The sequence below is a fragment of the Pseudomonas sp. CP4 genome, from assembly GCF_047758505.1.
Classification (GTDB): domain Bacteria; phylum Pseudomonadota; class Gammaproteobacteria; order Pseudomonadales; family Pseudomonadaceae; genus Aquipseudomonas; species Aquipseudomonas fluorescens_AO.
In genome coordinates this window covers 3,754,766-3,773,540 of the sequence record NZ_CP180489.1, presented here as the reverse complement: position 1 = coordinate 3,773,540, position 18,775 = coordinate 3,754,766, and the positions used below count along the sequence as shown (strand labels likewise).

Annotated in this window: 16 protein-coding genes and 1 riboswitch; of the genes, 9 read left to right on the top strand and 7 right to left on the bottom strand. The window is 60.9% G+C overall.

Annotation, left to right across the window (positions count from 1 at the left end):
• Window positions 1–125 precede the first annotated feature (125 nt).
• Window positions 126–1,802, top strand: coding sequence for an NAD-dependent DNA ligase LigB (gene ligB / locus ACMYUN_RS16870; RefSeq protein ID WP_415761183.1), 1,677 nt, complete (start codon window positions 126–128; stop codon window positions 1,800–1,802).
• A 97-nt stretch (window positions 1,803–1,899) separates the two neighbouring features.
• On the top strand, window positions 1,900–2,295 hold the full coding sequence (locus tag ACMYUN_RS16865) for a DUF1090 domain-containing protein (protein WP_039757598.1): 396 nt from the start codon (window positions 1,900–1,902) through the stop codon (window positions 2,293–2,295).
• A 165-nt stretch (window positions 2,296–2,460) separates the two neighbouring features.
• Here the strand turns inward: ACMYUN_RS16865 and ACMYUN_RS16860 are convergent, their stop codons facing one another.
• Complete coding sequence (locus ACMYUN_RS16860; protein ID WP_039757595.1) at window positions 2,461–2,910, bottom strand: c-type cytochrome; 450 nt, start codon at window positions 2,908–2,910, stop codon at window positions 2,461–2,463.
• A 128-nt stretch (window positions 2,911–3,038) separates the two neighbouring features.
• Between ACMYUN_RS16860 and ACMYUN_RS16855 the strand changes: the two genes are divergently transcribed.
• Window positions 3,039–4,223 (top strand): murein transglycosylase A, encoded by a 1,185-nt coding sequence (locus tag ACMYUN_RS16855; RefSeq protein ID WP_310403464.1) that lies wholly within the window; start codon window positions 3,039–3,041, stop codon window positions 4,221–4,223.
• Window positions 4,224–4,337: 114 nt separating this feature from the next.
• Here the strand turns inward: ACMYUN_RS16855 and ACMYUN_RS16850 are convergent, their stop codons facing one another.
• Window positions 4,338–4,721 (bottom strand): MAPEG family protein, encoded by a 384-nt coding sequence (locus tag ACMYUN_RS16850; protein WP_024014628.1) that lies wholly within the window; start codon window positions 4,719–4,721, stop codon window positions 4,338–4,340.
• Window positions 4,722–5,065: 344 nt separating this feature from the next.
• Here ACMYUN_RS16850 and ACMYUN_RS16845 point away from each other — a divergent pair, with 344 nt between their 5' ends.
• Together ACMYUN_RS16845 and ACMYUN_RS16840 are read left to right on the top strand one after the other, a co-directional pair.
• Complete coding sequence (locus ACMYUN_RS16845) at window positions 5,066–6,235, top strand: MFS transporter (RefSeq protein ID WP_415761181.1); 1,170 nt, start codon at window positions 5,066–5,068, stop codon at window positions 6,233–6,235.
• A 250-nt stretch (window positions 6,236–6,485) separates the two neighbouring features.
• Complete coding sequence (locus tag ACMYUN_RS16840; RefSeq protein ID WP_016772774.1) at window positions 6,486–7,751, top strand: cation:proton antiporter; 1,266 nt, start codon at window positions 6,486–6,488, stop codon at window positions 7,749–7,751.
• On the opposite strand, the gene ACMYUN_RS16835 is transcribed toward ACMYUN_RS16840, so the two are convergent.
• The gene (locus ACMYUN_RS16835; RefSeq protein WP_415761180.1) at window positions 7,752–8,639 is read right to left on the bottom strand and encodes a formate/nitrite transporter family protein; all 888 of its coding nucleotides are present in this window, start codon (window positions 8,637–8,639) and stop codon (window positions 7,752–7,754) included.
• Between the two features lie 174 nt (window positions 8,640–8,813).
• Complete coding sequence (locus tag ACMYUN_RS16830; RefSeq protein WP_415761179.1) at window positions 8,814–9,218, bottom strand: acyl-CoA thioesterase; 405 nt, start codon at window positions 9,216–9,218, stop codon at window positions 8,814–8,816.
• Between the two features lie 190 nt (window positions 9,219–9,408).
• Window positions 9,409–9,507: riboswitch (S-adenosyl-L-homocysteine riboswitch) on the top strand.
• 23 nt (window positions 9,508–9,530) lie between these two features.
• Here ACMYUN_RS16830 and ahcY point away from each other — a divergent pair.
• The 4 genes from ahcY to ACMYUN_RS16810 all read left to right on the top strand — a co-directional run bounded on the left by ahcY (window position 9,531) and on the right by ACMYUN_RS16810 (window position 15,029).
• Complete coding sequence (ahcY, locus tag ACMYUN_RS16825) at window positions 9,531–10,940, top strand: adenosylhomocysteinase (protein ID WP_016772771.1); 1,410 nt, start codon at window positions 9,531–9,533, stop codon at window positions 10,938–10,940.
• A gap of 186 nt (window positions 10,941–11,126) precedes the next feature.
• Window positions 11,127–11,972 carry a methylenetetrahydrofolate reductase [NAD(P)H] gene (gene metF, locus ACMYUN_RS16820; RefSeq protein ID WP_415761178.1) on the top strand — a complete coding sequence of 282 codons (846 nt, stop codon included), beginning with the start codon at window positions 11,127–11,129 and terminating at the stop codon, window positions 11,970–11,972.
• A 163-nt stretch (window positions 11,973–12,135) separates the two neighbouring features.
• On the top strand, window positions 12,136–12,948 hold the full coding sequence (locus tag ACMYUN_RS16815; RefSeq protein WP_310403453.1) for a substrate-binding periplasmic protein: 813 nt from the start codon (window positions 12,136–12,138) through the stop codon (window positions 12,946–12,948).
• Between the two features lie 221 nt (window positions 12,949–13,169).
• Complete coding sequence (locus ACMYUN_RS16810) at window positions 13,170–15,029, top strand: DEAD/DEAH box helicase (protein WP_415761176.1); 1,860 nt, start codon at window positions 13,170–13,172, stop codon at window positions 15,027–15,029.
• A gap of 265 nt (window positions 15,030–15,294) precedes the next feature.
• Here ACMYUN_RS16810 and ACMYUN_RS16805 read toward each other — a convergent pair whose 3' ends face one another.
• The 3 genes from ACMYUN_RS16805 to ACMYUN_RS16795 all read right to left on the bottom strand — a co-directional run bounded on the left by ACMYUN_RS16805 (window position 15,295) and on the right by ACMYUN_RS16795 (window position 18,573).
• Window positions 15,295–15,873, bottom strand: a complete 579-nt coding sequence (locus ACMYUN_RS16805) for a YceI family protein (protein ID WP_039757580.1) — start codon at window positions 15,871–15,873, stop codon at window positions 15,295–15,297.
• A gap of 31 nt (window positions 15,874–15,904) precedes the next feature.
• Entirely contained in the window at window positions 15,905–16,456 is a 552-nt protein-coding gene (locus tag ACMYUN_RS16800) for a cytochrome b (protein WP_129997802.1), read from the bottom strand.
• 347 nt (window positions 16,457–16,803) lie between these two features.
• Complete coding sequence (locus ACMYUN_RS16795) at window positions 16,804–18,573, bottom strand: flavin monoamine oxidase family protein (protein ID WP_415761175.1); 1,770 nt, start codon at window positions 18,571–18,573, stop codon at window positions 16,804–16,806.
• Window positions 18,574–18,775 lie beyond the last annotated feature (202 nt).

The window sequence follows — 18,775 nt, the reverse complement described above, 5'->3', positions numbered from 1 at the left end:
GCGAAGGCGCCCGCCCCGGCAACACCAGTTCCCCTGCCCCGAAACAGTTCGCAAAAAAGCCGCGCAACGTTCTTCTGATCCTCACCTACCCTTCAAGCATCACCCCCCGAGCAAGGATGCTCACAATGCTCTTCACACTGCGCCTGTTGCTGGCCTTCCTGCTGGCACTCATCACCCTCGTCAGCCAAGCCAACTGCCCCGACTGGCCCTTACCCCAAGCCCAACGCGAAATCACCGCCCTGCAAAACCGGATCGATCAATGGGACGACGCCTATCACCGCGAAGGCCGCTCATTGATCAGCGACGAACTCTATGACCAGTCCCAACTGCGACTGAAAGAATGGCAGGCCTGTTTCAACCACACCTCATCCCCGCAGCCGTTACGCACCGCGTCCGGCACGTTCCCCCACCCCATCGCCCACACCGGTCTGGACAAGCTGCACAAGGCCGAGGACGTCGCCCACTGGCTGCGCGCTCGCCAGAACGTCTGGGTGCAGCCCAAGGTCGACGGCGTGGCTGTCACGCTGATCTACCGCCAGGGAATATTGCAGCAGGCGATCAGTCGCGGTGACGGGATCAACGGCCAGGACTGGACCGCCTCCGCGCGCAGGATCGCTGCCATTCCGCAACGGTTGAGGCAGCCACGGGATCTGCTGGTACAGGGCGAGCTTTATTGGCGCCTGAACGCCCATGTTCAATCACAGTCCGGCAGCGTCAATGCCCGCGCCACCGTCGCCGGTCTGATGGGGCGCAAATCGCTGGATGCCGAACAGGCTGCCGGGATCGGGCTGTTTGTCTGGGACTGGCCGCAAGGCCCTGTGCGACTGCCGGAGCGATTGTCCGAACTTCAGGCATTGGGGTTCGCCGCAACCGAGCCCTTTACACAGCCCATCAGCCAATACGAAGACGCGCAAAAATGGCGCGAGCACTGGTATCGCTCGCCCCTGCCCTTTGCCAGCGACGGCGTGGTGCTGCGTCAGAGCCAACGGCCGCCCGCCGAACGCTGGCAGGCCAAGGCACCTTATTGGGCGATTGCCTGGAAGTACCCGTTCGCCCAGGCATTGGCCGAAGTGCGCAAGGTCAACTTCAAGATCGGCCGTACAGGGCGGATCACACCAGTACTGGAACTGCTGCCGGTCAGACTCGATGACCGCGAAATCAAACGAGTCAGCGTCAGCTCGCTGAAACGCTGGAAAAGCCTCGACATCCGTCCCGGCGATCAGGTGGCAATCAGTCTGGCCGGGCTGACCATTCCGCGCCTCGACAGTGTCGTGCTGCGCACCAGCGAACGGGCAGACATCAGTATTCCCAATGGCGACGACTACCACGTCCTGAGTTGTTGGCAACTGACGCCGGGGTGTGAAAGCCAGTTTCTCGCGCGTCTGACCTGGCTCAGTGGCAAGCAGGGCCTGGCCATGCAGCATGTCGGTCGTGGCACCTGGGAGAAACTTTTGGAAACAGGCCGTCTGAAACACCTGCTGGATTGGCTGACCCTCGATGCGTCAGAGCTTGCTACCATTGCCGGCCTCGGCGAGCGCAGCAGCGCACGTCTGATCCAGAGTTTTCACGGCGCGCGGCAACAGCCGTTCGCTCGATGGTTGAAAGCGCTGGGCATGCCGCCGACCGGACAGGCACAACTGGACGATTCGTGGCAGGCCCTGGCACAACGCGACACGGAACAATGGCAGGCAGAAACCGGCATCGGCCCGGGACGCGCGGCGCAACTGAGCGCATTCTTTCGCGACCCGCAGGTAGTGGCTTTGAGTGAAACCTTGAAAGCCGCCGGAATCGACGGCTTCTGAACCTGCAATCCCCGCCCGGCGGGAACCCAACGGCCGGCCAGACGCTCCAACAGCGCAGTGCCCTCCAACCCCGATTGCCTTTGCACATGGAGCTTTTATGAAATTTCTCGCACCGCTCGCCCTGCTCACTCTTTGCGGCGTCATGGCCGCCCCGGTCATGGCCGAGGAAGACGGCCCGGGCCTGACCGGTTGCGCTGCCAAGAAGCAGGGCATCATCAACCAGATCGAACAGGCCAAGTCGCGCGGCAACATGGAGCAGCAGGCGGGTCTGGAAACCGCACTGCGTGAAGTGAACGAACACTGCACCGACGCCGGGCTGAAGAAAGAACGTGAGAACAAAGTGCTTGAGGCCAAGCATGAGGTGAGCCAGCGTCAGGCGGACCTCGACAAGGCCATGAAGAAGGGCGATCCGGAGAAGATCAACAAGCGCAAGGAAAAGCTCGCCGAGTCGCGCAAGGAACTGCAGGACGCGCTGGACGAGATCGACAAGTAACCAAAGCCCTGTGGCGAGGGGATTTATCCCCGTCCGGCGGCGAAGCCGTCGCAAATTCGGCTGGTCGGGTCCGACTGAAAAAACCCGGTTGTATGGTGTTGGGGCTGCTTCGCAGCCCATCGGGGATAGATCCCCTCGCCACAAGGTACTCAGCAGCCTCAGGAATCAATGATCGCGAAACTCTTTATGGCAAGCACTGCAGGCATCCTCGACTTTCTGCACTGCCGGCCCAAGATTGCTGGCCTTGTATGGCTGAATCTGGCTGGCGACCACCAGTTCACCGGTAGCTGCCTCCAGCGCGCGGGCCAGCTCCTGAAAACGCGCCTGTTTCTGCCAGACATCATCTTTGGCGCTGGTGTGATCTTCTTCGCGCACCTGCGGGAAATGCTTCCACGGCTCATGGGCCAACGCATCAAGCCTGACTGCGCCCTCGGCAAATTTCGGCCCGTCAAAGGCAATGCGCCCGCGCAACATGCCGCCGAGGTCTTCGCTGGTCTTGAGCATCTGCTTGAAGATGGCTTTGCGCTGGCCCAACGGCGAATTAGGGTCGACGCCGCCACAGGCGGACAAGGTCAGGCAGGCCAGCAATACAACAGCAATGGGTTTCAGAGTCATGGTGGCTTCAGGTCGCGGAAATCGGCGGCCAGTATCCTCGGCTCACCGCCAAACACCAATAGCCCTATTAAAAATACGGGTTGGTCGAGCGCATGGAGCACTCGGCCAACCGGCACAGGAATCACTCCATGAACAGCCGCTTCACGGCCTGGCGTCACCCGCTCTTCGCTACCCTGCCCTTATTGGCGGCTCTCGCAGGCTGCACCGGCGGCGACAATGCCGAACCGAAAACCCATGCGCTGGCCACTTATTCCAGCGCGACCTGGGAAGCGTTGCCCGCGGTCTCCGACAACGATCTGGTCGCCGGTTTCGGATCCTGGCGCAGCGCCTGCACGCGACTCAAAACCGACGCGGTCTGGGGGCCGACCTGCACTGCGGCGGCGAATGTGCCGCAAAGCGCCGCCGAGATTCGTGCATTCCTCAAACAGAACCTCGATGTCTACGGCCTGCGCGCCGAGAACGACAACCCCAACGGTCTGATCACGGGCTATTACGAACCGGTCTATCCCGGTAGCCTGACGCCCACCGCAACGGCAAACGTGCCAGTGTATGGCGTGCCGGAAGACATGATCATCGTCTCGCTCGACAGCATCTACCCGGAATTGAAAGGCAAGCGCCTGCGCGGCCGCCTCGAAGGCCGCGTGCTCAAGCCTTACGACGACGCGGCGACCATTGAATCCAAAGGCGTGAAAGCGCCGGTGGTCGCCTATCTGACTGATCCGATGAATCTGCAATTTCTGCAGATCCAGGGCTCAGGCCGGATTCAGACCGAGGACGGCAAACAGTTACGCATCGCCTACGCCGACCAGAACGGCCACCCGTACCGGCCGATCGGTCGCTGGCTGGTTGAGCAAGGTGAGCTGAAGAAGGAAGAGGTAACCATGAGCGCGATCAGCAACTGGGCCAAGGCCAACCCGACGCGCATTCCGCAACTGCTCGCCAGCAACCCGAGCTATGTGTTCTTCACCCGCAACCCGGACAGCAACGAAGGCCCGCGCGGCTCGCTGAACGTACCGCTGACCGCCGGCTACAGCGCGGCGGTGGATCGCAAGGTGATTCCCTTGGGCAGTCTGTTATGGCTGTCGACCACCAAGCCGGACGGCACACCGCTGGTGCGCCCGGTCGCCGCGCAGGATACCGGCGGCGCGATTGCCGGTGAGGTGCGCGCGGATCTGTTCTGGGGCACCGGCGATGCGGCCGGGCAACTGGCCGGGGACATGAAACAGCAGGGGCAGATATGGATGCTCTGGCCTAAAGGAAAAGAATTGCCGCAAGTGCCGCAGGTGGCGGATACACCGAAGCAAAAGTCTTAGGTTCTTCGTCGTCTGATCCATCGCTTTCGCGAGCAGGCTCGCTCCCACATTTGGAATGCATTTCCATGTGGGAGCGAGCCTGCTCGCGAAGAGGCCGGCAGCAACAGCCGATAATCAGATCGACACAAAGAAAAACGAAGCAATCAGCCCCATCCCGATAAACCACACCACCGAACGCAGTGCAGCCCAGTCAGCCAGGTAGCAGATGATGTACAGCAGGCGACTGGTGATAAACAGCACCGCCAGCACATTGACCGTCACCAGCTCCGCAGTGCCGACCAGATGCGCGACGATCACCGCGGCGGCAAACGCCGGTGTGACTTCAAAGCTGTTCAATTGCGCCGCATGGGCGCGACGGGCGACGCCATCGACGCTATCGAGAAAATCCCGTGGATCGTAATTGTCCTTCAAGCGGAAACCGCCGGTGGCCTTCGCCACGATCGTGCACACGTAAGGCAGGAAAATCGCGATCAACACACACCACAGAGCCACTGTCATAACGTCGTCCTTTTTCGATTCGAATAATTGGCGAGCGGTCAGAGCTTCATCACCAGCATGCCGATCAGCACCTGCCCACAGGCTAAGAGCCGTGGCCGGCCGAAAGGTTCTTTCAGGCGGATATTTCACGGCAGCGTTTACGGTGAATATGCGATTGCAGAACCGACTGGTCAGAATTGATTCGCCATGTGTCAGCAGCTGTTTATACTGCAACCCACCACGCCGTACTCAGCTGCACACCCAAAAATTCCAATAAAAGCTGCCTGCTCCGCTTTCTTCGAAAACGGTCGCTGGCACGCGTATGCCTGATCAAAGCGTCAAGACTACCGACAGAGACCTTGCGCATGCCCCTCGCTTTGCTTGCACTCGCCGTTGCCGCGTTCGGCATCGGCACCACCGAATTCGTCATCATGGGCCTGCTGCCCGATGTCGCCCGCGACCTTGCGGTGAGCATTCCTCACGCAGGCCTGCTGATCACCGGTTACGCCCTGGGCGTGGTGTTCGGCGCGCCGATTCTGGCGATCGGTACCGCCAACATGCCGCGCAAAGCGACACTGCTGGGCATGACGCTGATGTTCATTCTCGGCAACGTGCTCTGCGCGCTCGCGCCGAACTACGCAACGCTAATGGCCGCGCGTGTGGTCACGGCGCTGTGCCACGGGGCGTTTTTCGGCATCGGCTCGGTGGTCGCCGCCGGACTGGTGGCGCCGAACAAACGCGCGCAAGCCATTGCCATGATGTTCACCGGCCTGACGCTCGCCAACGTCCTCGGCGTGCCGCTGGGCACAGCGCTGGGGCAATACGCTGGCTGGCGCTCGACCTTCTGGGCGGTGTCGGTGATCGGCATTGTCGCCGCGCTGGCGCAGTGGCTGTGGTTGCCGAAACACATCGCGATGGACAAGGCCAACCTCGCCAGCGAATTCAAAGTACTGGGCAAGGCCAACGTCCTGCTGGCGCTGGGCATGAGCGTGCTGGCCTCGACCAGTCTGTTCAGCGTGTTCACCTATATCGCGCCGATTCTGCAAGACATCACTGGCGTCAGCCCCCACGGCGTGACGGTGATGCTGCTGTTGTTTGGTGTCGGCCTGACGGCGGGCAGCATGCTCGGCGGGCGCCTGGCCGATAGTCGCTTGTTACCGTCGCTGGTCGGTGTAGCGCTGGCGGTCGTGGTGGTTCTCGCGGCGTTCAGCCAAACCAGCCGTGCCGTGATTCCGGCGGCGATCACCTTGGTGCTGTGGGGCATTTTTGCCTTCGCGCTGTGCCCGATTCTGCAGCTGTTGATCATCGATCAGGCCCACGAAGCGCCGAATCTGGGTTCGACGCTGAACCAGAGCGCGTTCAACCTCGGCAATGCGGCAGGCGCCTGGATCGGCGGACTCGTGGTCGCCAGCGGCGCGGACTTGGCGGACTTGCCTTGGACCGGGGCGCTGGTTGGCGGGCTGACGGTGTTGACGGCGCTGCTGTTCATTTACCTGCAACGTCGGCGGGCCAGTGCGGTCAATGTGTCTGGCTGAGACCTCTGCGACTGACCACCTGTGGCGAGGGGATTTATCCCCGTTGGGCTGCGCAGCAGCCCCAAAAACCTTCAATCGGGTTTTGTCAGAAATAATCGATAAGCCGGATTGCGACGGCTTCGCCGCCGAGCGGGGATAAATCCCCTCGCCACAATGAACTGTGGTGTGTCCCATGTCGCTGTTCGCCCATCAAACCCCTGCGTCCAACCTCCGGTCGCGCTCCATTCACCCTTCATCCAAAGGACCCCGGATGCTTGAACTTGTCGCCGCTTTCATCTGCCTCACCACCCTCCTGACTTTCGTCAATTTCCGCTTTATCGGCTTGCCGCCGACCATCGGCGTGATGGTTACCGCCCTGCTGTTCTCATTGCTCCTGCAAGGCCTCAGCGTGCTCGGCTTTCCCGGCCTCGAAGACCGCGTGCAGCAACTGATCGGCCAGATCGATTTCGGTGATCTGCTGATGAACTGGATGCTTTCGTTCCTGCTGTTCGCCGGCGCTCTGCACGTCAACTTGAATGACTTGCGCAGCTACCGTTGGCCGATCGGTCTGCTGGCCACCTTCGGTGTGTTGATCGCCACCGTAGTGATCGGCAGCTTGGCGTTCTACATTTTTGCCCTGTTCGGCTGGCACGTGAGCTTCCTCTACTGCCTGTTGTTCGGTGCGCTGATCTCACCGACCGACCCGATTGCCGTGCTCGGCGTGTTGCGTACCGCCAACGCCTCGAAACCACTTAAAACCACCATCGTCGGCGAATCGCTATTCAACGACGGCACGGCTGTCGTGGTCTTCACCGTGCTGCTGGGCATCGCGCAACTGGGCGAAACCCCGACCGTCAGTGCCACGGCCATGCTCTTCGTCCACGAGGCGATCGGCGGTGTGTTGTTCGGCGGACTGATCGGTTATCTGGTCTATCGGATGATCAAAAGCGTCGAGCAGCACCAGATCACCGTGATGCTGACCCTGGCCCTGGTGATCGGCGGTTCGGCGATGTCCACCGAACTCCACGTTTCGGCGCCGATTGCGATGGTGGTGGCCGGTCTGATCATCGGCAACCTCGGGCGCAATCTGGCGATGAACGACATGACCCGGCGCTATCTGGACGGTTTCTGGGAATTGCTCGATGACATGCTCAACGCGCTGCTGTTTGCGCTGATCGGCATGGAGCTGTTGCTGCTGCCGTTCAACTGGCTGCACATGGCCGCCGCAGGCCTGCTGGCGGTGGCGATTCTGCTGTCGCGCCTGCTCACCGTGGCCCCGGCGATCCTGCTGCTGCGGCGCTGGCGCTCAGTGCCGGCCGGCACCATCCGCATCCTGACCTGGGGTGGTCTGCGCGGCGGTGTCTCGGTGGCACTGGCGCTGGCCCTGCCGCTGGGCCCGGAGCGCGACCTGCTGCTGAGCATCACCTACATCGTGGTGCTGTCGTCGATCCTGCTGCAGGGCCTGACCATCGGCAAACTGGTCAAGCACGCAACGCGCAATGAGCCGGCCAGCGTGCCTGAGCCAGCCCACCACTGATCATTTCTTGATCGACTGCGGATCGGGCTCGAGAGTCTGATCCGCAGATTCCTTCGGCGCACCACTTTCGCTGCGAATCTGCGCATGGCTGATCAGCGCGAAGATGAAGCTGCCGCCGATGATGTTTCCCGCCAGCGTCGGCGCGGCGAACACTGCCCAGAAGTCACTCCACGGCAACTCGCCGGCAAACACCAGATAGGACACTTCCGCCGATCCGACGACGATGTGGGTGAAGTCGCCCAGCGCCATGAAGTAAGTGATGAGGATGATGATCCACATCTTCGCGCTCTCCATGGACGGGATCATCCAGACCATGGTGGCGATCATCCAGCCGGAGACGATGCCCTTGGCGAACATCTGACTGGCGCTGTGTTCCATGACCTTGCGGCCGATTTCGAGGAAAGCGACGTCGGTCTTGCTGTCGAAGATCGGCAGTTCCAGCATCACGTAGGCCACCAGAATCGTCCCGCAGAGGTTGCCGACCAATACCACTGTCCACAGACGGATCAGGCGCAGGAAATTCTTCAGCGTCGGCTTGGTCATCACCGGCAGCACGGCGGTCAGGGTGTTTTCGGTGAACAATTGCTGGCGCGCAAGGATCACCGCGAGGAAACCGGCGCAGTAGCCGAAACTGGCGATCACCTTGAATTCGTCGCCATCGGGCAGGCGTGAATTGAGCAATCCCATGCCCATCAAGGACAGGCCCATGGTCAGGCCCGCCGCCAGCGCCGACCACCACAGCGCGGCAATGCTGCGCTCCAGTTCCTGATCGCCCTGGGTGCGGATGATTTCATGCAGAACGGCCGCGCGCGGCGGCTGGCTCTTCTCGACTTCGTGCTGCTCTTTGGCCGAAAGGTCGGGGGTCTTTTCGCTGGTGGGGGTGGTCATGGCGTGGCAACCGGTGGGGGGCGATGTAGCTACGACCGTTGCGCTTCATGGCTGTTCAGTGGCCAGGCGAATCTTCGCTGACCTGGCAAGCGATTTCGCGAGCAGGCTCGCTCCCACAAGGATCACGCTGTACCTATGGGAGCGAGCCTGCTCGCGAAGAATGCGCCGCCGAGGTTATTGAACGGCTTCGTCATCCTGGAACTGGTCTTTCACATATTTGATCTCGGTCCGCCCGTGCGGCGCCGGCAGGCCGTCTTCGCCGAGGTTGACGAATACCATCTTCTCGACGGTCAGGATGCTCTTGCGGGTGATCTTGTTGCGCACTTCGCAGGTCAGGGTGATCGAGGTGCGGCCGAATTCGGTGGCGGTGATGCCCAGTTCGATGATGTCGCCCTGGCGCGAGGCGCTGACGAAGTTGATTTCCGAGATGTACTTGGTCACCACACGCTGGTTGCCCAGTTGCACGATGGCGTAGATCGCCGCTTCTTCGTCGATCCAGCGCAGCAGGCTGCCGCCGAACAGGGTGCCGTTGGGGTTGAGGTCTTCGGGTTTAACCCATTTGCGGGTGTGGAAATTCATGGGGGGCTCCTGGGTCGAGGCGTTTGAGCGTTAGGGGTATTGGCCCCCAGCTTCAAGTTTTCAGCTACAAGCTGCAAGTAAAAGCGGATTGGCTTTTACTTGCCGCTTGTAGCTTGCCGCTTGCCACTAGCCGGGCGAAGACCGCTATAATCGCCACCGATTCAGAACGGCTATGCCGTTTTCCCGCCACCTGTCCGAGGGGCGCTGCAGCAGGTTCGACCTGTCAGGCTCGGATGGGGCGTTGACCGGCCTGCGCCGGACACTAAACGCACAACGGCGCCCATTCGCATACATTACGAATGGAGGCTCTTCATGAGCGCTGTCAACACGCCTGCAGATTTTACCGATTACAAAGTTGCCGACATGTCCCTGGCTGCCTGGGGCCGTCGCGAAACCATCATCGCCGAATCGGAAATGCCTGCCCTGATGGGTCTGCGCCGCAAATACGCTGCCGAGCAGCCGCTCAAGGGCGCGAAAATCCTCGGCTGCATCCACATGACCATTCAGACCGCCGTGCTGATCGAAACCCTGGTTGCCCTGGGTGCCGAAGTACGCTGGTCGTCCTGCAACATTTTCTCTACTCAGGATCAGGCCGCTGCCGCAATCGCTGCTGCCGGTATTCCGGTGTTCGCCTGGAAAGGCGAGACTGAAGAAGAGTACGAGTGGTGCCTGGAGCAGACCATCCTCAAGGATGGCCAGCCTTGGGACGCCAACATGATCCTCGACGACGGCGGCGACCTGACCGAGCTGCTGCACAAGAAATACCCGCAAGTGCTCGATCGCGTTCACGGCGTGACCGAAGAAACCACCACTGGCGTACACCGTCTGCTGGACATGCTGGCCAAGGGCGAGCTGAAAATCCCGGCCATCAACGTCAACGACTCGGTGACCAAGTCCAAGAACGACAACAAGTACGGCTGCCGTCACAGCCTGAACGATGCAATCAAGCGCGGCACCGACCACCTGCTGTCCGGCAAGCAAGCGCTGGTCATCGGTTACGGTGACGTGGGCAAGGGCTCGGCTCAGTCGCTGCGTCAGGAAGGCATGATCGTCAAAGTGTCGGAAGTCGACCCGATCTGCGCCATGCAAGCCTGCATGGATGGTTTCGAACTGGTGTCGCCGTTCATCGACGGTATCAACGACGGTTCCGAAGCGAGCATCGACAAAGCACTGCTGGGCAAGATCGACCTGATCGTGACCACCACCGGTAACGTCAATGTTTGCGACGCGAACATGCTCAAGGCCCTGAAGAAGCGCGCCGTGGTCTGCAACATCGGTCACTTCGACAACGAAATCGACACCGCTTTCATGCGCAAGAACTGGGCATGGGAAGAAGTCAAGCCACAGGTGCACAAGGTTCACCGCACCGGCGCCGGCAGCTTCGACCCTCAGAACGACGACTACCTGATCCTGCTGGCCGAAGGCCGTCTGGTGAACCTGGGCAACGCCACCGGTCACCCGAGCCGCATCATGGACGGTTCGTTCGCCAACCAGGTTCTGGCACAGATCTTCCTGTTCGGCCAGAAATACGCCGACCTGTCGCCAGCGCAGAAAGCCGAGCGTCTGACCGTTGAAGTACTGCCGAAGAAACTCGACGAAGAAGTGGCCCTGGAAATGGTTCGCGGCTTCGGCGGCGTGGTCACCCAACTGACCAAGCAACAGGCTGACTACATCGGCGTCACCGTCGAAGGCCCGTTCAAGCCGCACGCCTATCGCTATTAAGAGCAGCTGCGAGCTTCAAGCTGCAAGCGGCAAGTAAAAGCGGTTGGTTTACTTGAGGCTTGTAGCTGTCGCTGGCTTCTTCATCGTTATTACGCAGCCGCTGGCTGCAAGCTTCAGGTACAGGATCCCGGCGCTCCGCCCTCTTGCAGCTTGAAGCTTGCAGCTTGCAGCTGGAGGCCCCCTCCAATGTCCCAAGACCGTCGCTACAGCTTCGAGTTTTTCCCGACCAAGACCGATGCCGGGCAAGAAAAGCTGCTCGCCACTGCCCGTCAGTTGGCCACTTACAACCCTGATTTCTTTTCCTGCACCTACGGCGCTGGCGGTTCGACCCGTGATCGCACGCTCAACACCGTGTTGCAGCTGGAAAGCGAAGTCAAAGTTCCCGCCGCTCCGCACCTGTCGTGCGTCGGTGACAGCAAGGACGATCTGCGCGGCCTGCTGAACGAATACAAGGCTGCCGGCATCAAGCGCATCGTTGCCCTGCGTGGCGACCTGCCGTCCGGCATGGGCATGACCAGCGGTGAGCTGCGTCACGCCAATGAGCTGGTGGAATTCATTCGTGAAGAAACCGCCGATCACTTCCACATCGAAGTCGCCGCTTACCCGGAAATGCATCCACAAGCGCGCAACTACGAAGACGATCTCGCCAACTTCGTGCGCAAGGCAAAGGCCGGTGGCGACAGCGCGATCACCCAGTACTTCTTCAACGCCGACAGCTACTTCTACTTCGTCGACCGTTTGCAGGCGCTGGGCGTGGATCTGCCAATCGTGCCGGGGATCATGCCGATTACCAACTACAGCAAGCTAGCGCGCTTCTCCGATGCCTGCGGTGCGGAAATTCCGCGCTGGATCCGCAAGCAACTGGAAGCCTACGGCGACGACACGCGAAGCATTCAACGCTTTGGCGAACAAGTCGTCAGCGAAATGTGCGAACGCCTGCTGCAGGGCGGCGCACCGGGGCTGCATTTTTATTCCATGAACCAGGCCGAACCTAGCCTGGCGATCTGGAATAACCTGAAGTTGCCGCGTTGAGGCAGCCGCAAGCTTCAAGTTGAAAGCTACAAGCAACAGATCGCAGCCTTCGGCGGCTCCTACAGGGGTGTCGCGGCTGCGATTTTTTGCGTTTTGAACCTCGGAACAGAGCTTGTGCAGGCACTTTCTGGCTCTTTCGGGTTTCTCGTCGTAATCTCCAGCCATGCCTTTGATCACGCAGTTATTCGCCGTGCTGGTTTTTGCTTGCCTGAGCTTCGCCGCTCGGGGCGAGAAGTTGCGTATTGTCACCGAGCCCTGGGCGCCGTACGTGTACGAACAGGGCGGGCAGAATCTCGGGCTGGACTACGAAACCACCGCCATCGTGTTCAAGCGTCTGGGCATTGAAGTCGAATGGCAGTTCCTGCCGTGGAAGCGCTGCCTGTCGATGCTCGAAACCGGTCAGGCCGACGGTGCGCTGGACATCTTTCACAGCGCAGAGCGTGACGCCACCCTGCTCTATCCCAGCGAACCGTTGTCCGACGTCGAATTCGTGATGTTCTACGCCAACGACCGGCCACATCCTTTCCGCACCCTCGAACAACTGAAAGGCCTGACCATCGGCACCTCGCCGGGTTATCTGTACAGCCCTGACTTCAGCCAGTCGGAGCTGTTTACCCGGGAGCCGGCGCCAACCCATGAAGCCAACTTCGGCAAACTGGTACGCGGGCGTATCGACCTGCTGATTACCGATCGCCGCGTCGGCCAGCATTTGCTCGATGAGCTGAATATTCGCAATCTGATCACCGAAAACCCGACAGTTATCAGCCGTCAGAGCCAGTTTTTGGCAGTTCGGCGCAATGCCGGCATGGACTTGCTGGTGCAGCGATTCGGTGCCGAACTCAAGCGTTTCAAGCGCGAACCAGCCTACGCCGAGCTCAGCGCGCGCTATGGCGCTGCGCCCGTCGACAACGCCTCACTGCGCTCAGCCACGGCCAGCGGCAAAACCGTTGAGCAGCAGGAAAGCAGCGCGCAGTGATTGCTCTGTTATACTCCGGCGTTCCCGCCAGGCTCACGCCCGGACGCCCGGAACCGTAACAGGCCTCTCGACCCGCTACAGCGCAGCTTCCAGCCCGCGCGAGCACTCCTGACGTGCCTTCGGAACCGCCGCTGGACCGGACGGGATTGCGTCCTCTTAAACGTGATTCGCGCCAGGCAAGACTCCCATTGGGCCAAGCCCTAACTAAAACAGGATTACTCATGTCCTTTGCTTCCCTCGGTCTCTCCGAGGCTTTAGTCCGTGCCATCGAAGATGCGGGCTATACCGAGCCTACTCCGGTGCAACAGCGGGCCATTCCCGCCGTGTTGCAAGGTCGCGACCTGATGGTGGCGGCTCAGACAGGTACCGGTAAAACCGGCGGTTTCGCCCTCCCGATTCTGGAGCGGTTGTTCCCCAACGGTCACCCGGACAAATCCCAGCGTCACGGCCCGCGCCAACCGCGCGTACTGGTCCTGACCCCGACCCGCGAACTCGCGGCCCAGGTGCACGAGAGCTTCAAGATCTACGCCCGTGACCTGAAATTCGTCAGCGCCTGCATCTTCGGCGGCGTCGGCATGAACCCGCAGGTCCAGGCCATGTCCCGTGGCGTCGACGTCCTCGTCGCCTGCCCGGGTCGCTTGCTCGACCTCGCCGGCCAGGGCAGTGTCGATCTGTCCCACGTGGAAATCCTCGTTCTCGACGAAGCCGACCGCATGCTCGACATGGGTTTCGTGCACGACGTGAAAAAAGTCCTCGCGCGTCTGCCGGCCAAGCGTCAGAACCTGCTGTTCTCGGCAACGTTCTCGAAAGACATCACCGACCTCGCCGGCAAACTGCTGCACAACCCGGAGCGCATCGAAGTCACGCCGCCGAACACCACGGTCGAGCGCATCGAACAACGCGTGTTCCGCCTGCCCGCCAGCCACAAACGTGCGCTGCTGGCGCACCTGATCACCGCTGGCGCGTGGGAACAGGTGCTGGTGTTCACCCGCACCAAGCACGGCGCCAACCGTCTCGCTGAATACCTGGACAAACACGGCCTGCCGGCTGTAGCGATCCACGGCAACAAGAGCCAGAACGCCCGCACCAAAGCCCTGGCCGACTTCAAGGCTGGCGAAGTGCGCATTCTGGTTGCCACCGACATTGCTGCTCGTGGTCTGGACATTGATCAGTTGCCGCATGTGGTCAACTTCGAGCTGCCGAACGTCGATGAAGACTATGTGCACCGTATCGGCCGTACCGGCCGCGCCGGTCGTTCCGGCGAAGCGATCTCGCTGGTCGCGCCGGACGAAGAAAAACTGCTGAAAAGCATCGAGCGCATGACCAGGCAGAAGATTGCCGACGGCGATCTGATGGGCTTCGACTCCAGCACCATCGAAGCCGAGAAGCCGGAAGCCCGCGAGCGTCCCGACATCCGCAACCCGCGCAATTCCCGTGGCCCACGTGGCGATGGCCCGAATGGTGGCGGCGGTCGCAAGGACAAAGGCAAAGACAAGGGCAAGGAAAAACCGGCCGGTGAACGTGGCGAGCGCCCTGCCCGTCAACAGAAACCGCGCGAAGGCACCCCGAGCCGCGACCAGCGCCCAAGCCAGCCACCGCGTGCAGCGGCTGATCGTGCTCCGGACGAATTCCTCGACGACGATATCGATAACTTCGGTAACCGCGTCGACTACGTGCCGAAAGCCGCTCCTGCCGGTGGCCGTGGCCGTCGTCCGGGCGCACCGGCGCAAGGCTCAGGCACTGGCGCACCGCGCGGCGGTCAGCCACAGGGTCGCCAGAACGGTCCGCGCAACAGCAACGGCTCGAGCACCGGCACGCCACCGGCCAAACGCAGCGGCCCGCGCAATGGCGCTCCGCGTGACGGTCAGGGTCGTCGTGACGAATCCGCGCCGCGCAACCGCCGTCCGGCCCGTGACGATCAGCCACGCAGCGAACCGGCCGTGCAGAACCCGCGCAGCAACGGTCCGAAGATCATGCACAAGGAATCGAAAGCCGACCGCTTCCCGACGCCTGAACAGCTCGATCAACTGCCAAGCCGCCCGCGTGGCGAGAAACCGGCTTTGCTGACCCGCAATCGCTGAGTTTCAAGCCGCCATGAAAAATGCCCCGACTCGAAAGAGCCGGGGCATTTTTTTGACTTGTGAAAATCGCAAGATCACTCAGATCCCTGTGGGAGCGAGCTTGCTCGCGAAAGCGGTGCGTCATTCAACAAATCAAGTGATTGACCTGACGCCTTCGCGAGCAAGCTCGCTCCCATAGGTTTTCAGTGACGCGAAGTGATGTATCAGACAATAAAAAACGCCCCCGGCCTTGCGACCGGGGGCGTTTTTCATGTGGCGGCGAAATTTATTTCGCTTTCACACCTTCAAACGAAACATATAGCTCGACCGCATCGGACTTCGGACCGAGGTCTTTCTGCTTGCCGAAATCGGAACGCTTGATGGTGGTGGTGCCTTCGAAGCCGGCACGGTAGCCGCCCCATGGATCCTTGCCTTCGCCCAGGAAGGTGGCCTTGACGACAACTGGCTTGGTCACGCCCAGCAGGGTCAGGTCGCCGGTCACGTCAGCGGTGTTGGCACCGGTGGATTTGACGCTGGTGGAAACGAAAGTGGCCTTGCCGAATTTGCTGGCGTTGAGGAAGTCAGCGCTGGCGATGTGCTTGTCGCGCTCGGCGTGGTTGGTGAACACGCTGGCAGTGTTCACGTTGAATTCGATCTTGCTGTCTTCAGGCTTGGCAGCGTCGAAGCTGAACTTGCCGTCGATGTCCTTGAAGGTACCGGTGATGTAGCTGTAGCCCAGGTGGCTGATCTTGAAGTCGACGAAGGCGTGCTGGCCTTCCTTGTCTACTACGTAGTCAGCAGCCATTACGTTGGCGGACAGCACGGCGGAACCGATTGCCAGAGCGGCCAGAGTCTTTTTCAACATGCTTTCTTTTCCTTTGAGTCGAGGTTGAACTTCAGGCTTTGCGACCGAGCATTCGAGTGAGGGTCGCATCACGATCGATAAAGTGGTGCTTCAATGCTGCCAACGCATGGAGACCGGAAAAAATTACCAGTGCCCACGCCAGCCAGAGATGAATCACCCCAGCGGTATCTGCCTGATCCGGTAGTCCGGAGAGCAGAGCAGGGACTTCAAACAGGCCAAACACCGGGATCCCGACACCGTCTGCGGTGGAAATCAGGTAACCGGCAATCATCACAGCGAACAGCGCCAGATACAGAAACCCGTGGCCGAATTTGGCGCCGATACGGGTCATGCGGCTGTAGCTTTGCAGCGTAGAAGGCGGTGGGCTGATGAAGCGCCACAGCACCCGCAACAGCATCACACCGAGCAGCACCAGACCGATGCTCTTGTGCAGGTCCGGCGCGTCTTTGCGCCAGGTGCTGTAGTAATCCAGCCCGACCATCCACAAACCCAGCGCGAACAGCCCGAAGACCGCCAGCGCCACGCCCCAGTGCATGAAGATGCTGACCCAACCATAGCGCGAAGAAGAGTTACGTAGCTGCATTGCCCAAATCCTGTGAGAACTGCGAACCAAGACTAGCGAGTTATCTATCGAATTAAAGCGGAAAATTTTGCTTTGAAATATCGAGAAATACGATCAAGAGTCTGGTAGTGACGAGTTAAGAAAAGATTAAAGGCAAAAGTGTGGCGGAATGTCAGGTGGCAGATCCTGATGATGCGCTGTCTGGACAGGCCTCATCGCGGGCAAGCCCGCTCCCACAGTGGTTAGTGGCGTGCACAAATCCCGCGTTTACCTCAGAAACCTGTGGGAGCTGGCTTGCCAGCGATGGGGCCCTCACAGGCAAAAAAAAGCGCGGCATATACGCCGCGCTTTTTCATTCACCGCAAGGTTTACTGCGCCTTGGTCTCGGTCGTTGCAGCAGGCTTGGCCGCTGGTTTCTTCGCCGGTTCAGCCTTTTTTGCTGCGGGTTTGGCAGCCGGCTTTTTCGTATCGGTTTTGGCTGCAGGCTTCTTCGCCGCAGGCTTGGTCGCTGCTTTCTTTGCCGGCTCGGCTTTTACCGGGGCCGCTGGCTTCGGTGCTTCCACCGGCGCTGGCGCAGGTGCCGGGGTCGGTGCAGGCGCTGGAGCGACCGGAGCAGGTGCTGGCTCTGGCGCTTTCGCAGGCTCAGGCTTCTTCTCGTCATCCGAACCGCCGAAGAGGTTAGTGAAGAAGTTGCCCTTCTTCACCGCCACCGCGCCCGCTGCGCCTGCCGCTGCTGCAGCCGGAACCACTTTGACCGGTTCGAACGACTTGCCGGCCGCCAGATCTTCAACCTGGCTGGCCGCGCGCTGGCCGGTGCGCAGTGCGCCTTCCAGGGTGCCCGGGTACAGGGTGTCGGTGTGTTCGCCGGCGAACGCTACGCGTTGCAGCGGACGTTCCCACAGGCGCCAGAACTTGCTGATCTGCCCCGGGCCGTAAGCCAGGTAGGCGCCGCCCATCGACGGGTCGGTGCTGTAGCGACGGATTTCATAACCGGTGAACGAGCCACGGGCCTGTGGATAAAACGCATGCAGACGGATCAGCACCTGATCGACCATCTGCTTGTCGCCGAACGCCTGCATTACACGGGCGTTATCGCCGGACAGGTTGATCACCACATTGGCGCCGCCCTTCAGCGCCGGCTCGATCCAGAGCATGCCTAAACCGGTGTTGCTGTAGATCTCGCCGGACATGCGCGACTTGCTTTCCCACACGGGCGTCTTGAACTTCAGCATGATCTGGTCACGCCAACCGTAGTTGGTACCTTTGATCGCCGCCAGGTGCTGGGCATCCAGCGCCGGGGTCAGGGCGATCTTGTTCAGTGCGCGCAACGGCACTGCCAGCACCACGTAGTCTGCCTGGTAGCCGACGCTGCCGACCTTGACGGTCACGCCGTCCTTGTCCTGAGTGATGGCCGACACCGGAGAGCTGGTCTTGATGGTCTTGATCTGTTTGACGAAGGCCTGGGCCAGCACCTGGCTGCCGCCGACCAGACGCGAGGCGCGCAGGTCGCGGTCGGAAACGCCGCGATAGACGCGGTTCTGCTGAGCGAAATACAGCAGCGACAGACGCGAAGGTTCGTCGTAGTGGGTGCGGATGTCCTGGTTGATCAACTGACGCGCGGTGGCCGGCAGGTTCTGCTTGTCGAGCCAGCTCGATACGGTGATCTGATCCAGCGCATGCAGGGTGGCAGTCGCCGCCGGGTTCTGCGGATCGTCGATCGAGCGCGCCAGATCGTCGAGGGTCTTCTGGTAGCGCTTGAGTGCGTCGGCGGTGGCTGGCTGCTTGGTGGCCAGATCGGTAGCGGAGAAATAATCACCGTCGATCAGATAGCTCGGCGTGCGCACGAATTCCGGCGCCGGCGTGGTGCCGAGCTTGAAGGTCGACACGTACTTGTTCAGCACCGGCTGGGTCTTGTCGTTGCCGATCCACTCGCTGGTGGCCATGCCCGAGCGACCGCCCAGGCTCGGTTTGGCTTCCAGCAGGGTGACCTGCCAGCCCTTGTTCTGCAGCTCGTAAGCAGCGGTCAGACCCGACAGGCCGCCGCCGATCACGATTGCGGTTTTATCCTTGGCCAGCGCCGTAACGCTGAACAGCCCCAACATCACCAGCGCACAGGCGCGCAGCCAACCGACAGACATTCAGCGAACTCCGGAAAAACAGGTGGGAAAAGCAGTTTGCGAGCCAGACGACTCAAAGAACCGCGAAGAATACGTTAGCCATCAAAACGCCGCCAGCGACGTCTATCGGCTCAGACAAAGTAGCTCAATCGACACAATGGGTTGTTCCCGCGCGACGCATTGCATAGGCTTGCGCGATTGTTCGCCCGCGCCTGACGCGAGC

What these genes read in the sequence shown, in the direction of transcription:
- ACMYUN_RS16815 (WP_310403453.1), top strand. Translation starts at nt 12,136, where the DNA reads ATGCCTTTGATCACGCAGTTATTCGCCGTGCTGGTTTTTGCTTGCCTG.
- metF (WP_415761178.1), top strand. Translation starts at nt 11,127, where the DNA reads ATGTCCCAAGACCGTCGCTACAGCTTCGAGTTTTTCCCGACCAAGACC.
- ligB (WP_415761183.1), top strand. Translation starts at nt 126, where the DNA reads ATGCTCTTCACACTGCGCCTGTTGCTGGCCTTCCTGCTGGCACTCATC.
- ACMYUN_RS16865 (WP_039757598.1), top strand. Translation starts at nt 1,900, where the DNA reads ATGAAATTTCTCGCACCGCTCGCCCTGCTCACTCTTTGCGGCGTCATG.
- ACMYUN_RS16805 (WP_039757580.1), bottom strand. Translation starts at nt 15,873, where the DNA reads ATGTTGAAAAAGACTCTGGCCGCTCTGGCAATCGGTTCCGCCGTGCTG.
- ACMYUN_RS16800 (WP_129997802.1), bottom strand. Translation starts at nt 16,456, where the DNA reads ATGCAGCTACGTAACTCTTCTTCGCGCTATGGTTGGGTCAGCATCTTC.
- ahcY (WP_016772771.1), top strand. Translation starts at nt 9,531, where the DNA reads ATGAGCGCTGTCAACACGCCTGCAGATTTTACCGATTACAAAGTTGCC.
- ACMYUN_RS16845 (WP_415761181.1), top strand. Translation starts at nt 5,066, where the DNA reads ATGCCCCTCGCTTTGCTTGCACTCGCCGTTGCCGCGTTCGGCATCGGC.
- ACMYUN_RS16855 (WP_310403464.1), top strand. Translation starts at nt 3,039, where the DNA reads ATGAACAGCCGCTTCACGGCCTGGCGTCACCCGCTCTTCGCTACCCTG.
- ACMYUN_RS16830 (WP_415761179.1), bottom strand. Translation starts at nt 9,218, where the DNA reads ATGAATTTCCACACCCGCAAATGGGTTAAACCCGAAGACCTCAACCCC.
- ACMYUN_RS16795 (WP_415761175.1), bottom strand. Translation starts at nt 18,573, where the DNA reads ATGTCTGTCGGTTGGCTGCGCGCCTGTGCGCTGGTGATGTTGGGGCTG.
- ACMYUN_RS16850 (WP_024014628.1), bottom strand. Translation starts at nt 4,721, where the DNA reads ATGACAGTGGCTCTGTGGTGTGTGTTGATCGCGATTTTCCTGCCTTAC.
- ACMYUN_RS16860 (WP_039757595.1), bottom strand. Translation starts at nt 2,910, where the DNA reads ATGACTCTGAAACCCATTGCTGTTGTATTGCTGGCCTGCCTGACCTTG.
- ACMYUN_RS16810 (WP_415761176.1), top strand. Translation starts at nt 13,170, where the DNA reads ATGTCCTTTGCTTCCCTCGGTCTCTCCGAGGCTTTAGTCCGTGCCATC.
- ACMYUN_RS16835 (WP_415761180.1), bottom strand. Translation starts at nt 8,639, where the DNA reads ATGACCACCCCCACCAGCGAAAAGACCCCCGACCTTTCGGCCAAAGAG.
- ACMYUN_RS16840 (WP_016772774.1), top strand. Translation starts at nt 6,486, where the DNA reads ATGCTTGAACTTGTCGCCGCTTTCATCTGCCTCACCACCCTCCTGACT.